Here is a 14,567-nt window from a genome sequence, read left to right as displayed (position 1 = left end):
TCACATAGAGCCGCAAAACACTATTCCCGACCGCTACCGGCCATCCCCTTTACGTCGGCGGGGTGCCGTGGTACTTGTTCCTCGGAGGCAGTTTTTCCCTCTTATTTTTTGTGAGCCGAAGAGCTTCGATAATTTTTTTCCTGGTTTCCCCGGGTTCTATGATCTCGTCCACAACCTGCGCCGTCCAGCACTTGGCCACTTCAAAAACGTCCAGCTTTTCCCTGGCCCTGTTCAGGTAGCCCTCGTAAGCGCCGGCTTCGATCCCCATTCCGCCGCGCACATTGCGGTAATCCATCTCCGAGGCCTCAATAGCGAACCGGGCGACCGGCCAGGCGTAGCACAGGTCAACCCCCATGCCCTTGACCCCGCCCATGATGATACTCCCGGCATCACCATAGGCTTCCCTGAGGATAACACTGATTTTGGGAATGGTGGCGGTGGCATATACATCCAGGATTTTGCCGCCGTGCCGTAATAGCCCCCTTGCTTCCTGGCTTTCCCCCGGCACAACGGGCGGGGTATCCACCAGGGTGACCAGAGGAATGTTGTAGGCGTCCAGCACCTGCAGGAACCGGTAATACTTGTCGCAGGAATCAATCTCCAGAATACTGCCGGGTTGCGCCGGGTTATTGGCCACCAGGCCCACAACTTCACCGCCCATGCGGGCGAAACAAGTAATCAGATTTTTGGCGTATTCGTTTTTAAGTTCAAAGTATTCACCATCGTCCACCAGCAGCTCGATTACCCTGTGCATATCGTAAGTCTCGCCGTAATCATCGGGGACGATTTCGGCCAGTTCCGGCACTTCCCGGCGCGGATCATCGCAGGTTGGCTTGTAAGGGGCCTTTTCCCTCCAGTTGGACGGCAGGTAGCCCAATAACAACCGCGCCTTTTGAATGGTTTCGCGATCATCCTCGCCGACCACGTCGCAGGTGCCGCTGAATTCCATGTGATAATCGGCGCCCCCGACGTTATCACCGATCTTTTCCGAGGTGGCGGCCTGCACCATGCGCGGACCGCCCAGCCAGAGGTGCCCGGTCTGCCTGCTCATGAGCAAAAAGTCGCACAGGGTTGGTGCGTAGGCCTGGCCGGCGATGCAGGGCCCCATCAGCACGTTGATCTGGGGGATGACGCCCGAATAGCGGGCTTCCAGGGCAAAATACCAGTCTATACCGGCGGTAAGCAGTGTGCTGCTGCCCAGCCTGCCCCCCGAAGAATCCAGCAACCACACCATGGGAATACCCCAGGCGGCGGCCATTTTAATCAGCTCCGCGCACTTTTGCAGGTGCTGGCTCCCAATGGAGCCCCCCAGCACTGTAAAATCGCTGGCGTAAACCGCCACCAGCCGGCCTTCGACTTCCCCGGTGCCGATCACCGCCCCGTCGCAGGGAGCGTCTACCTCTTTCCCGTCGATGCGCCTGCTGTTGGTATTGACGCAGGAACCCAATTCCGAAAAAGTGCCCGGGTCGACCAGGCATTCGATCCTTTCCCGGGCCGTCAGTTTGCCCCGGGCGTGCTGCCTTTCAATGGCTTCAAGTCCCCCGCCCGCCAGGTTTTTTTGCCTGATTTCCCTTAATCTTTTTACCGCATCTTCCATCGCTTTGCCCATAATCCATCCCCCTTTAAGCCGGCTTGATGGAGCGTTTTTTCTCTGGCCACGCCTCGTGTTTGTTGGCAGTGGCCTCCAGGGCTTTAATTATTTTGTTACGGGTTTCCCTGGGGTCGATGATTTCGTGCACGGTGTAGTACGTGGTCCAGTGTTTGCCCATCTGGAAAACGCTGAACATTTCCTTCAGTATACCAAGGTAGAAATTGAACACCTGCTCGTAATTGCCCTGCTCTTTGGCCTTGGCCAGTTCCTTGTTGAACACGGCGTGCACCACCGTTTCCGGGCCGGTGGGGGCGAATTCCATGGACGGCCACCCGTAGATAAAGTCCGGGTTCATCCGGGAGCAGCCCATAACAATGTTCCCGCCTCCGTAGGAACGCCGCAAAACAACGGTGATTTTTGGACAGGTCAGGTGCGCGTAAGAATGCAGCAGTTTGGCCCCGTGCCTGATCACACCGAGCCGCTCCCACTTGTCCCCCGGCACAAAGGCGGTGGTATCAACCAGCGTCAGCAGGGGTATGTTGAAAGCATCCAGGAAATTCATGAACCGGTCCATTTTGTCCGAGGAATCAGGTTCAAAAATACCGCTCAGTTCCTCGGGGTTGTTGGCGATAACCCCGGCCACCCTGCCGCCGAACCTGGCGAAACCGGTTACCAAGTGCGGGGCGTAGTCCGCTTTCAGTTCAAAAAACTCGCCGTTATCCACGATTTTTTCAATTATTTCATGAATGTCGTAAGTAAACTTGGGATTGTCGGGCATGATATCCAGCAGTGATTCGTCCTGCCTGGCAGGGTCGTCCCCGGTTTCCACCAGGGGAGATTGCTCCCAGCAGTTTTGCGGCAGGTAATCCAGCAACAGCTTGAGTTGCTCCAGCGCCTCCTCATCGCTGCCGGCGACCAGATCGCACTGCCCGCTCCGGGTCATGTGAAATTCCGCCGAACCGGCGCCGGGTGTTTCCATCTCGCCGCCCAGCCATAGAAAGGAGGTTTTCTTGTTCATGATTAAAAAATCCGACAGCACCGGCAGGTACGCCGGTAGGCCGGTGCAAGGACCCAAAAGCAGGGTGATGCGGGGAATGACGCCGGAGTACAGGCAATAATTTCTCAGCAAATTGGCCAGCCCGTTGAAGCCCACGTCCCCGTTTTTCATGCTCAGCCTTTCTCCGGCCGAATCGATAATTCCAATTAAGGGGACCCTGAATTGACCGGCCATTTTAACCAAATCGGCCAGTTTCCAGGCAGCCTGGTCACCCAGGGCGCCCGACATTACCGTAAAATCAACGGCGTATACCAGCACCTGCCGGCCCTTAACCTTCGCCAAGCCCATCACCACACCGTCCCCCGGGCTGCAGCGGGATTTGCCGTCATAAGGCGGTCGGGTGTCCTCCACCGCGGACCCCAGTTCTTCAAAGCTGCCCGGGTCAACCAGCCCGGCGATTCTCTCCCTGGCCGTGAGCTTGCCCAGGCCGCGCTGCACCTCAACCCGTTCATTGCCGCCTCCCTCAAGGCTTTTCCGGCGCAGTTGCACGAGCTTGTTTAAATAGCCGTCCATCCACTTGCCCATGACCTACTCCCCTTTACCAAAATACTGAATTGAACCATCAATCTTCGACTTCTTCCGGTAAAAACTTCTTCACAAAACCGGTGTCGAACATCCCCCCGGCGAATGATTCGTCCGATAGTATCCGCCTGTGCAGCGGAATGGTGGTCTTGACGGGCGCAATGGTAAACTCGTCCAGGGCGCGCAGCATGATGCTGATGGCCGTTTTACGGTCGGGCCCGTGGGCCACCAGTTTGGCCAGCAAGGAATCGTAATAGGGCGGAATTTGGTAGCCCTGGTAAACGTGGGTATCCAGCCTGACGCCAAAACCGCCGGGAGGGCGATACGTTTCAATCACGCCCGGTGACGGCAGGAAAAACCTGTCCGGGTCCTCGGCGTTGATCCGGCATTCAATGGCCCAGCCCCTGGGAGCAAGGGATGTATAATCGTAATCCACCCGCTCGCCCAGGGAAAGCCTGATTTGCTCCCTGACTATATCGATGCCGGTAACCATTTCGGTCACCGGGTGCTCCACCTGCAGCCGGGCGTTGATTTCCATGAAATAAAAGTTGTTTTCCTCGTCCAACATGAACTCAACGGTTCCGGCGTTAAAGTAACCAATTGACCGGGCCACTGTTACCGCCGCCTCGCCCATTTTTTTTCTTAACGCGTCATCCAGTGCTGGTGAAGGCGATTCCTCGATCAATTTCTGGTACCTTCTCTGCACCGAGCACTCCCGCTCACCCAGATGCACGATTTTGCCGCCCCTGTCACCAAGGATCTGGATTTCTATGTGTCTAGGGTTGGGCAGGAACTTTTCCAGGTACAGGGTGGGGTCGCCAAAAGCCGACCCCGCTTCGGCCTTGGCGACGGGGAATTCCTCACGCAGTTCCTCTTCATCGAAACAAACCCGCATGCCCCGGCCGCCGCCACCCGCACTGGCCTTGATCATCACCGGGTAGCCCGTCTCGCCCGCCAGCGCCGCGGCTTCCTCCAGGGAAGTCAGGCCCCGCCCGCTACCCGGGATAACGGGCACGCCGGCCTGGATGGCCTTCTCTTTGGCCTGCAGCTTGTTGCCCGCCAGCCTGATGCTATCAGGCTCCGGGCCGATGAAAACAATACCCGCTTCGGCACAGCTTCTGGCAAACACCTCGTTCTCGGCCAGGTAACCGTAGCCGGGATGAATTGCCCGGGCGCCCTTTTCCTTTGCCGCCCGGATGATCAGGGGTATGTTCAGGTATGTGTCAGCCGGTTTAAAACCGGGCAGGCAAACTTTCTCGTCGGCCAGGGCCGCGTGCAGGCTGTGCTCGTCTGCTTCGGAATAAACGGCCACGGTCTTAATGCCCATCTCCCTGCAGGCCCTGATAATCCGGACCGCGATTTCTCCCCGGTTGGCGACCAATATTTTTTTAAACATAACCGATCATTCCTCTTCAATAATCATCAGCACATCATTGTCGGCCACGGGATGCTCGTTTTGTGCGGCAATTTCGACAACTTTGCCGCTAACGGGCGACTTGATTTTCTGAAAAACTTTCATGGTTTCCAACAAACACAATACCTGCTTCTTGCGCACGGTGTCACCCACCTCGACATATGGCGGTTCCTCGGGAGAAGGTTTGCGGTAAAACACCCCTGCAATCGGAGCCCTGACTTCCACTCTGCGTTCACCCACCAATTTTACCCCCTTAGTATTTTTTTGACCAATCAGTCATTTTTTAAATATTAGCACAAATTTTTATCTTCCGTAAATAATTAATTTAAATCCCGGGAGTTTATTCCCGGGATTTATCACGGACCAACAGGGGCTCCACCAGGTAATCCGCGTAAAACTGTGATATTTCCTGCAGCGTCATCGGCCCCTCCGGCCGGAACCAGCGGCCGATCCAGTTGGCCGCGCCCATAATCAGATTAATGACCACCTTAACCGGCACGTCCCGGAAAATTGCTTTCTCTATACCATCCCTGATAATGCCGGCGATTATACCCTCGTATTCGTCTCTCTTATTGATAATGATCCTGGCATATTCTTCTTCGAGCTCATAGTCGCTGACCAGCATTACGGTTACCAGGTTGAACTCGCTCATCAATGTTTCTATGTGCCCCTTGATCACCTCCTTGAGCATGAGGTCCGGGGCCAGTCCCAAATCCCTGATTCTATATATATTGTCCAGCAGCAGGTTCATTGCCAGTTCATGGCACTGGAAAAGCAGGTCTTGTTTGCTGTTGATATAATAATAAATGCTCCCCTTGGTATATTTTAACTCCCTGGCGATTTCCTCAATGGTGGCGTCATGATACCCCTTCTCACTGAATAGTTTGGCCGCAGCTTTGAGGATGTTCAATCTCCGTTCCGCTGCCCTCGCTTCCCTGAAATTCATCTTTTCCCTCCTGAAGATATTTATTGAAAAGCCGTATCTTGCAAAGCCCCCGGCTTATTTCAAATTTTTCAGTATCTTTTGAATTGAAGCACCATTCACCCTTATTTTTTTACTTTCCGAAGTCTGGTTTTGACCGGTGGCTCCCAGGGGTATTTTAAATTCATATCAATTATCTTACAATACAATTATTCAAAGTTCAACCTATGAGTTAAATTTTAATTTCAAAGTTAAAAAATTGCCGAAACGTAGAATTTTAAATTTTATTTGCCAGCGGTTTAACGCATGCCCGGGATTAAGACATGGAACATAAAGCGTCAACGGCGAGAAACCACGAGAGCGCCCGCAGGATTGGAATACAATGGTTTTTTGAAAGGGGGAATTAAATGAATTACGAACAGGTTGCCGTGGAACAGGAGGGCCGGGTCATGATGGTATCCATGAACCGCCCGGAAAAGAGAAACGCCCTCAGTGAAAAGATGACCGCCGAGCTCATTACAGCCCTGGAGGAAGCCTGCGCTGACCCGGACGTGGGAGCGGTGGTGTTAACCGGCAAAGGGCAGGCGTTTTGCGCGGGCGCGGACTTGGCCGATTTCAGCGGGATGGCCGCCAAAACCGCACCGGTGCTGCACCTGGAAGGGGCGGCTTCCACCGAACTGTTTAAAATGGGGCAAAAAATGACCAAGCCGCTCATCGCTGCTGTGAACGGTCCCGCCATGGGAGGTGGTTGCGGGCTGGTTGCCATGTGCCACCTGGCAGTGGCCAGCGAGAAGGCCAAATTTGGGACGCCGGAGATCAGGGTGGGTATTTTTCCGTTTGTTATTTTTCCGCTGCTGGCCAGGGCGGTGGGGCCTCGCCGGGCCCTGGAAATGGCGCTTACGGGCCGTTCCCTTGACGCGGCGGAGGCCGAAGCAACCGGCCTGGTTCACAGGGTTTTTGCCGAAGCGGATTTCCAACGGAAAACACTTGAACTGGCCACGGAACTGGCGGAAAGAAGCCCGCTGGTAATGCGTCTGGGGCTCAATGCCTTTTACACATCCACGGACATGGAAATAAACAAGGCTTTTGACTACCTGAACACTCTGCGGGTAATCGATTTTTTGAGCGAGGACCTGCGGGAAGGAGCCATGGCGTTCATTCAAAAAAGACCCCCCCGGTGGAAGGGACGGTAAAGTTACTTTATCCCCCGGAAGATAGCTATTGCGTAGCTGACGGAAGGAAACCACCGGAGCGCCGGGTGGAAGTGGTGTAAAAAAAACCAGTACCTGAAAGGAAGGGTTTCCATGAAATACGGCGTGTTTACCGAAGAACACGAGGCGGTGCGCAAAACCATCAGGCGGTTCGTGGAGACAGAACTGGTTCCGCATGTGGAAGAGTGGGAAAAACAGGGCTACTTTGCCGACTGGGTAATCCCCCGCATGGGGGAACTGGGTTTTTTGTCGCTGCGGTACCCGGAAAAGTACGGCGGCGCGGGCGGCGACTACTTTATGGGCATTGTCCTGGCGGAGGAACTGGCCCGCTGCGGTGCGGGCGGCCTGCCCATGGCGGTGGCGGTGCAGACGGATATGGCCACCCCACCCATTATGCAGTTTGGTACTGAGGAACAAATTAAAAAATACCTGATCCCGGCTCTTAAAGGGGAAAAAGTGGCCTGCCTGGGCATCACCGAGCCCAATGCCGGGTCGGACGTGGCCTCCATCCAGACCAGGGCGGTGCGGGACGGCGACCACTGGGTGATCAACGGGCGCAAAACATTCATCACCAACGGCGTGAGAGCGGATTTCATCACCCTGGTGGCCAAGACGAACCCGGACCTGGGATATAACGGCGTGTCCCTGTTCCTGGTCGATAAGGACACCCCCGGTTTTTCGGTAACCAGAAAGCTGGAAAAGGTGGGCATGCGCTGCTCCGATACGGCGGAATTGCTGTTTGAAGACTGCCGGGTACCGGCGGAAAACCTCCTGGGGGTGGAAAACCGGGGCTTCCACCAGATCATGTGGGAACTGCAGGGGGAGCGCCTGATCGGGGCCGCCGGGGCGGTGGCCGGGGCCCAGTATACCTTCGAAAAGTGCCTGGAATACGCCCGCCAGCGCACCCAGTTCGGCAAACCATTGATTCGCCACCAGGTGATCGCCCACAAGCTGGCGGAGATGGCCACGGAAATCGAGGCGGCCAGGCAGCTTGTTTACTCCACCGCCAGAAAATTCGCCGCGGGTGAATACCCGGTCAAGGAAATTTCCATGTGCAAGCTGGTGGGAGGCCAGGTGAGTTTCCGGGTGGCCGATGCCGCCCTGCAGATTTACGGCGGTTACGGCTACATGATGGAGTACGGCGTACAGCGCTCGTGGCGCGATTCCCGGCTCAACCGGATCGGCGGCGGCACCGACGAGATCATGAAGGAAGTTATCGCAAAATCCCTGGGATTGTAACAATCCCGTGCAAGGAGGAATGTGGCATGGCCCACTGGCTGTTCCAGGAGGAACACGAAATGCTGCGTAAAAGCGTGCGCGGCTGGGTGGAAAAGGAAATCAAGCCCCACGTGGAGGAATGGGAACAAAAAGGTGAATTCCCCCGGGAGCTTTTTTACCGGGCGGGCGAACTGGGCTTTTTAGGCCTGACCTACCCGGAGGTATACGGCGGCAGCGGCGAGGATTACCTGGCCGGGGCGGTATTTGTGGAAGAATTGGCCCGCTGCGGATCGGCCGGCGTCGCGGCGGGGCTCGGAGCCAGCGTTGTTATCGCCGGGCCGCAAATATATAAGTTCGGCAGCGAGGAATTGAAACAGAAGTTCCTGGTGCCCACCATCACCGGGGAAAAAATCGGGGCGCTGGGCATCACCGAGCCAAACGCCGGGTCCGACGTGGCCTCCATTTCCACCACGGCCCGGGATGAAGGCGATCATTACGTGGTCAACGGGAGCAAAATTTTCATTACCAACGGAGTAAGGGCGGACTACGTTGTCACCGCCGTGAAAACAGACCCGGCGGCGGGGTACAAGGGGATCAGCCTGCTGGTCATCGAAAAAGACACCCCCGGTTTCACTGTGGCCAAAAAGCTGGAAAAACTGGGCTGGAACGCCTCGGATACCGGGGAGTTGGTCTTTGAAGATTGCCGGGTACCCAAGGCCAACCTGGTGGGGAAGGAAAATATGGGCTTTTACTACATTATGCAAAATTTTGCCTGGGAAAGATTGGTAATGGCCCTCGAGGCGGTGGCGGCTGCCGAGCTTGCCCTGGAGGAAGCCATCCGCTACGCCCAGCAAAGGATTCAGTTTAAACGGCCCCTGTCCAAGTTCCAGGTGATCAGGCACAAGCTGGCCGACATGGCATCCTGGATCGAAACCGCCCGCAGCCTGACCTACCATGCCCTTTCCCTGTTCGCGTCCGGAGAGGACGCCGTCACGGCGGTGGCCATGGCCAAGGTCTACGCCTGCGAAACGGCCAACCGGGTGGCCGACGAGGCGCTGCAAATCCACGGCGGATACGGGTATATGATGGAGTACCCTGTGCAGCGTTACTGGCGGGATGCCAGGGTTGGCACCATCGGGGGCGGTACAACGGAAATCATGAAACAGATTATTGTAAATAGATTGATTAAATAGTGGTAAAGGGGGTTGTTTGATGCTGGACAAATATTTTGATGAACTGGAAACCGGTACAAAAGCTGTTTCCAGGGCGCGCACCATTACCGAGGCCGATCTCGTAATGTTTTCCGCCTTCAGTGGCGACTGGTACCCGCTGCACACGGACGTGGAATACGCCAAAGGCACCATCTTCGGGCAGCGCGTCGCCCACGGCATGCTGGTGTTGAGCGTGGCCACCGGCCTGGTCCCCATGAAACCCGGCGTGGTGGTGGCATTTTACGGCATGGACAAAGTTCGCTTTACCGCCCCCACCTTCATCGGTGATACCATCCGGGTGGAGGCCGAGGTTGTGGATAAATCAGACAAGGGGGCCTTCGGGGTGGTCACAATCAAGCAGGAAATCAAGAACCAGCGGAACGAGGTCTGCTGTACCGCCGTTTTAAAGGTAGCGCTGAAAAAAATGAGCAGCTCTGAGTGACGGCGCCATGAAGTTCAGCATAGGTGTCTGAGTTATTAAATTGCTGCTTTTTACGGATAGCGGTTAAGAAGGAGGAGTTGTTCGTTGAAGAGTGTGCGAATCGGGGCGGGGCAGGGTTTTTGGGGCGACTCCCCCTTCCCGGCCCTGGACGTGGTGCGCGCGGGCAACGTTCAGTACCTGGCCTGCGACGCTCTGGCCGAATTGACCCTGGCTATTTTACAAAAAGCCAGGCAAAATGACCCGGCCAAGGGGTACGTTGAAGACATGTTTTTCAACCTGCTTTTGCGCCCCTGCCGGGAAAAAGGAATCAAAATACTGACAAATGCCGGGGGAATCAACCCCCGCGGAGCCGGGCGAATGGTATATGAGCTGGCCCAAAATATGGGACTCAAAGGGTTGAAAATAGCCGTCATTACCGGTGACGATATTATGCCCAGGCTTGGCGAACTCCGCGCCCTGGGAGTGGACCTGTCCGACATGGAGAACGGTGAAGATATCTCAACCATCGAAGACAGAATACTGTTCGCCAATGTCTATCTCGGGGCAAAACCAATGGTGGACGCGTTGGAAATGGGCGCGGACGTGGTCGTTACAGGGCGCACCTCGGACCCGGCCCAGTTTCTGGCCCCGATGGTGTTTGAACTGGGATGGCGGTGGGACGACTGGGACCGCCTGGCCGCCGGGATTCTGCTGGGACACCTGATGGAGTGCTCAGCCCAGAGTACCGGCGGGAACTTCAGCGGCGACTGGTGGAACATCCCGGGCATGGAAAGGATAGGCTACCCCGTTACCGAGGTTTATGAAAACGGCGACGCCGTGCTGACCAAACCCGAGGGAACCGGCGGGCGGGTCGATCTGCGGACTGTTAAAGAACAAATGTTATATGAAGTGCATGACCCCACGGCCTATATTACGCCGGATGTGATCGCCGATTTCACCGCTCCCCTGCTGGAACAGGCCGGGCCGGACCAGGTCAGGATAACCGGAATGAGGGGCAAGCCGCGGCCGGATAAACTGAAGGTTTCCATTGGATATAGCGACGGCTGGCTGGGCGAAGCCATGATCAGGTACTCCTGGCCCGATGCCATGAAAAAAGCCCGCAAAACGGAGGAAATTATCCGCAAACAGTTCACCGCGCTGGGACTGCACTTTGAAGAAATCTTGACAGAATACATCGGTTACAATTCCCTGTCCGGCCCCCTGGCCTTCGGGGACGGTGAAGACCTCAACGAAGTAGGTTTAAGGATCGCGGTGCGCACCCGGAATAAACAGGACGCCGCCAGGATGCCCCGCTTGCTGCCCCCCTTGGCGTTAAACGGCCCGCCCACGGCCAGCGGGGCCGGCGGGATGCCCAGGCCCCGGGAACTGATCGGCCTCTGGTCGGCACTGGTGCCCAGGGAAGAGGTGGAAAAGCAGGTCAAAGTCGAGCTGATGGAGGTGTAACAGGTGCCCAGGATACTGCTTAAGGAACTGGCCCACGCCCGGTCGGGTGATAAGGGCAACACAGTGAATATAGGGCTGTTTCCCTACCGGGAGGACGACTACCAGCTACTCAAGGAAAAGATAACCGCGGAACGGGTTAAGGAACATTTCAAGGGATTGGTGGAGGGCGATGTGGTTCGCTACGAGGTGCCCAACATCAAGGCTTTCAATTTCGTCCTCAGAGGGGCGCTTAACGGGGGAGCATCCCGCTCCCTGCGCAGCGACAACCTCGGCAAGTGTTTCGGGGCCAACCTGCTGCGCATGTACGTGGATATTGACTAAGAATACAAATTACAATTGCCGGGACCGGTGCCTGGCGGTACCGTTCCCGGTCTTTAAGTTTAATCCCACCGGGCAAGGCGTTACTTAAAGAAAAATACCTAAACGAAAACCATTGAGAAATAAGGCATATTGACTGAGTAATAAGATGTATAAACTACATTTCGGTGCCCTGCAATGTAATGATGAAGGGCGAGGAACTGGCCTACATCCTGAACGATTCCGGCGCTGAGACGATGAAGGGAAAAAGCGCAAAGAAAGTGCTAATAGCCGTTTAAATATTTATATAATGGGAGGGTTAAATATGGACCCGATGCTCGGCAAAAACCTGATCCAGCGGGTGGCCGTAGGCGATATCCTGCGCCGGTCAGCGAGGCGCAGACCCCAAAAAGAAGCACTAGTTGAATACCGGAGTGGTCAAAGGAACAGTTTAACCTATTACCAGCTTAACGATGCTTGCAACCGTTTTGCAAGGGCCGTCCGTGGCCTGGGCTTGCAAAAAGGAGACCGGGTAGCCGCCGTTTGCTTGAACTCAACGGAACTAGTGGTTTCAATTTACGGCCTGGCCAAGGGAGGGTTTGTTTGGGTGCCGGTGAACCCCGGCCTCGATCCCAGGGAACTGGCCTACGTTCTGAACCATTCAGAAGCCAAGGCGCTGGTTCTTGATGATGCTTTTGTTCCCGTCTTCAGTAAATACCTGGACCAGCTTTCAAATATCAAGCATTTTATCTCACTTCCCGTTACCGGACAGCAGGTGACGGAGCCATTTATAAATTTTAACGCCTTTATAGACGGTATGGACGGGACCGAAATCGAAGATGTGATCATCGAAGACAGGGATATAGTTCAAATAATGTATACCAGCGGCACCACCGCCATGCCCAAGGGAGTTTTAATCTCCAACCTCAACGTGTATATCGCCGCCCTGCAGAACACCATTGAATTGAGAATAGACCCCAGTAGCATTATTTCAGTCATGATGCCCATATTCCACTGCGCCCAGCACACCCTGCTCAACACCGGCCTGCTTGCCTGTTCCACCGTCGTGGTGATGCGGGGCTTTGACCCCGAAGGGCTGATGAAGACCATCCAGGCTGAAAAAATCAACTGGTTGTTCGCCCTGCCCATGATGTTCAGGAGTATGATCGACCACCCGGCTTTCCACAACTACGACCTGTCCAGCCTGCAAGTATGCCTGTACGCCATGACACCAATGGATAAGCGCACGCTGGCCGAAGCCAGGAAACGGTTGAACGCCACGTTCATCCTGGGCACCGGCCAAACCGAGGCCTACCCCGCCACCAACTATTACAAACCAGACTGGTATCCGGAAAAGGAGGGCAATATCTGGGGCATGTCCTCGCCCGGCTATGACACGGCAGTCATGGACGACGATGGCAACATCCTACCCCCTGGTCAGGTCGGGGAAATAGTCTGGCGCAGCCCCGGCATCATGGAAGGATACTTCAAAGATGAAGCTGCCACCGAGCAGGCCAGGAAGTTCGGCTGGCACCACTCCGGAGACCAGGGCTATATAGACGAAGACGGCATGCTGGTATTCGTCGATCGCAAGAAAGACATGATCAAGACCGGCGGTGAGAACGTGCCCTCCATCAAGGTGGAAACGGTAATCCTGGCCCACCCCGAAGTAGAGTCGGCCGCTGTTATCGGCCTGCCCCACCAGCGTTGGGCCGAGGCGGTGACCGCAGTGGTGGTGCCCAAAAAGGGCAGCAATCTAACCGGGGAAGAAATAATCAACTGGTGCAAGCGCGAACTGGGCGGTTTCCAGGTCCCCAAGTCAGTCATTTTGGTGGATGAATTACCCCGCACCACCACCGGTAAAATTAAAAAACATGAATTAAGGAAACAATTTGAACAGTATTATAACAACCAGCTTTAATACAAAAACCCCCGGCACCCGCAACCGCGTCAAACCGGGGGTTTTTTATGTTAACTAAAAGTTGCTCCAGCCATAAAGGTAAAATTGCGAAACGAACGGAGGAAACCGACGGAGCGCCAAATACAAGTACCGGTTTTTGCAGCAAAATCAATGTTTCATTGGATTCCATTTAGATTCCTGGAATGATAATCCAATTCCTTTTAAGGGTTACACACCCGGCAGGGCTCGTAACCTGCGTTCAGAGCATCATCCACGGTTTTAAACTTGACCAGGTTGGCCGGTGCTATTTTTTGGCCCCACTCGCAGCCGGGCCGGTGAAACTTTTTGCTCCGGGAGCTCGCTACGTAATAATCCTCTATCTTGCCCGCCTTTTCTTGTGTGGTAAGGCCCCACAGCCCTTTACCGGCTTCCCTGGCTTCCCGCTGCAGCTCAACAAAAAAATCAGCATATTTTACGTTGGGTGGAACGGTCATAACCTGGGCGTAACCTTCCTTGAGCAATTCAGCGTTAAACATCTTGTCCCGTGCTTCCGCTTCAGTATCCCTTACCGGCTGTTCCAGCCAAATGTAAGCCAGCAGCCTGCCGTAGCGGTCACGTTCTTCCGCATCCAATTCCAGCCAAACCTTACGTCCTTCCAAACGGCTTTTGGTATAAGCTGATGCCTCCTTCCCGTAGGGTTCGATTTCCTTTGTAGATTCGGGGGTGTCAACTCCAATCAGGCGCACTTTTTCTTCCCGGCCGCGGGCCAGTTTAACTTCAACCGTATCACCGTCCACCACGTGTGTAACGGTAGCGGAAATAAGTTTCCGTGCTGTAGCACCGGTTTGTTGGCCGGGGGAATTCCCCGGTTCATTTGCATGCCCGGTTTTCCCGTCAACCTGTCGACCCGGTGTTTCCCCCGGCGCCGGTGCATTCTGTTCCTGGTCCCGGTGTTGCTCTTGTTGCAGTGTTACACCCGTTTTTTCCGGCTTGTCGCTTGATGTACTTTCCTTGCCGCATCCCGCAGCGGTAAGAAGCAGGAAAACTGATAACAGCCCGATTATAAGTGTGTACCTGTTTAACTTCAGCACCCGGATTCACCCCTTTTGCTATAATATCAAAGCCCCTGGCCCGCAACCGAGTAAAACCCGGAGCTATAATTTAAAGAAAATGTCGTTAACATGATGCTAAAATCCGGAAACATTCCCATTCTTACCTCATTTTCAAACATCACCACATAAAAAAATTATATCGCAAGCATTATACCATATATTAGAATTGCACACTATTATAAGAATATTTCCCCGCGGTTTATCGCCTACTGTGCCGCAAGGTACCG

At 54.9% G+C, this 14,567-nt stretch carries 13 protein-coding genes; 7 read left to right on the top strand and 6 right to left on the bottom strand.

Features of this window, described 5'->3' with window-relative positions:
* Positions 1–49: 49 nt before the first annotated feature.
* The 5 genes from IT084_RS04690 to IT084_RS04670 all read right to left on the bottom strand — a co-directional run bounded on the left by IT084_RS04690 (position 50) and on the right by IT084_RS04670 (position 5,530).
* Positions 50–1,609, bottom strand: coding sequence for an acyl-CoA carboxylase subunit beta (locus tag IT084_RS04690; RefSeq protein WP_195711588.1), 1,560 nt, complete (start codon positions 1,607–1,609; stop codon positions 50–52).
* 13 nt (positions 1,610–1,622) lie between these two features.
* A complete protein-coding gene (locus IT084_RS04685) occupies positions 1,623–3,173 on the bottom strand; it encodes an acyl-CoA carboxylase subunit beta (RefSeq protein WP_195711587.1) in 1,551 nt (516 codons plus the stop codon).
* Positions 3,174–3,210: 37 nt separating this feature from the next.
* Positions 3,211–4,566 (bottom strand): acetyl-CoA carboxylase biotin carboxylase subunit, encoded by a 1,356-nt coding sequence (gene accC / locus IT084_RS04680; protein WP_195711586.1) that lies wholly within the window; start codon positions 4,564–4,566, stop codon positions 3,211–3,213.
* A gap of 6 nt (positions 4,567–4,572) precedes the next feature.
* Positions 4,573–4,824 (bottom strand): biotin/lipoyl-containing protein, encoded by a 252-nt coding sequence (locus tag IT084_RS04675; protein ID WP_195711585.1) that lies wholly within the window; start codon positions 4,822–4,824, stop codon positions 4,573–4,575.
* A 100-nt stretch (positions 4,825–4,924) separates the two neighbouring features.
* A complete protein-coding gene (locus tag IT084_RS04670; RefSeq protein WP_195711584.1) occupies positions 4,925–5,530 on the bottom strand; it encodes a TetR/AcrR family transcriptional regulator in 606 nt (201 codons plus the stop codon).
* Positions 5,531–5,913: 383 nt separating this feature from the next.
* Between IT084_RS04670 and IT084_RS04665 the strand changes: the two genes are divergently transcribed.
* The 7 genes from IT084_RS04665 to IT084_RS04635 all read left to right on the top strand — a co-directional run bounded on the left by IT084_RS04665 (position 5,914) and on the right by IT084_RS04635 (position 13,249).
* Positions 5,914–6,699 carry an enoyl-CoA hydratase/isomerase family protein gene (locus tag IT084_RS04665; RefSeq protein WP_195711583.1) on the top strand — a complete coding sequence of 262 codons (786 nt, stop codon included), beginning with the start codon at positions 5,914–5,916 and terminating at the stop codon, positions 6,697–6,699.
* Positions 6,700–6,810: 111 nt separating this feature from the next.
* Complete coding sequence (locus IT084_RS04660) at positions 6,811–7,956, top strand: acyl-CoA dehydrogenase family protein (RefSeq protein ID WP_195711582.1); 1,146 nt, start codon at positions 6,811–6,813, stop codon at positions 7,954–7,956.
* 26 nt (positions 7,957–7,982) lie between these two features.
* A complete protein-coding gene (locus IT084_RS04655) occupies positions 7,983–9,128 on the top strand; it encodes an acyl-CoA dehydrogenase family protein (RefSeq protein WP_195711580.1) in 1,146 nt (381 codons plus the stop codon).
* Between the two features lie 19 nt (positions 9,129–9,147).
* Positions 9,148–9,588, top strand: coding sequence for a MaoC/PaaZ C-terminal domain-containing protein (locus tag IT084_RS04650; RefSeq protein ID WP_195711578.1), 441 nt, complete (start codon positions 9,148–9,150; stop codon positions 9,586–9,588).
* Between the two features lie 93 nt (positions 9,589–9,681).
* Positions 9,682–11,031, top strand: a complete 1,350-nt coding sequence (locus IT084_RS04645) for an acyclic terpene utilization AtuA family protein (RefSeq protein ID WP_313885425.1) — start codon at positions 9,682–9,684, stop codon at positions 11,029–11,031.
* 3 nt (positions 11,032–11,034) lie between these two features.
* The gene (locus tag IT084_RS04640) at positions 11,035–11,352 is read left to right on the top strand and encodes a hypothetical protein (RefSeq protein WP_195711573.1); all 318 of its coding nucleotides are present in this window, start codon (positions 11,035–11,037) and stop codon (positions 11,350–11,352) included.
* A 301-nt stretch (positions 11,353–11,653) separates the two neighbouring features.
* On the top strand, positions 11,654–13,249 hold the full coding sequence (locus IT084_RS04635) for an AMP-binding protein (protein ID WP_207744409.1): 1,596 nt from the start codon (positions 11,654–11,656) through the stop codon (positions 13,247–13,249).
* 200 nt (positions 13,250–13,449) lie between these two features.
* Here the strand turns inward: IT084_RS04635 and IT084_RS04630 are convergent, their stop codons facing one another.
* On the bottom strand, positions 13,450–14,319 hold the full coding sequence (locus IT084_RS04630) for a thermonuclease family protein (protein WP_313885417.1): 870 nt from the start codon (positions 14,317–14,319) through the stop codon (positions 13,450–13,452).
* Positions 14,320–14,567 lie beyond the last annotated feature (248 nt).

Origin of the sequence: Desulfallas sp. Bu1-1, assembly GCF_015594625.1 — a bacterium.
Lineage (GTDB): Bacteria > Bacillota > Desulfotomaculia > Desulfotomaculales > Desulfallaceae > JADNRQ01.
The sequence above is the reverse complement of the archived record's forward strand: the minus strand, read 5'-3'. Positions and strand labels throughout refer to the sequence as shown.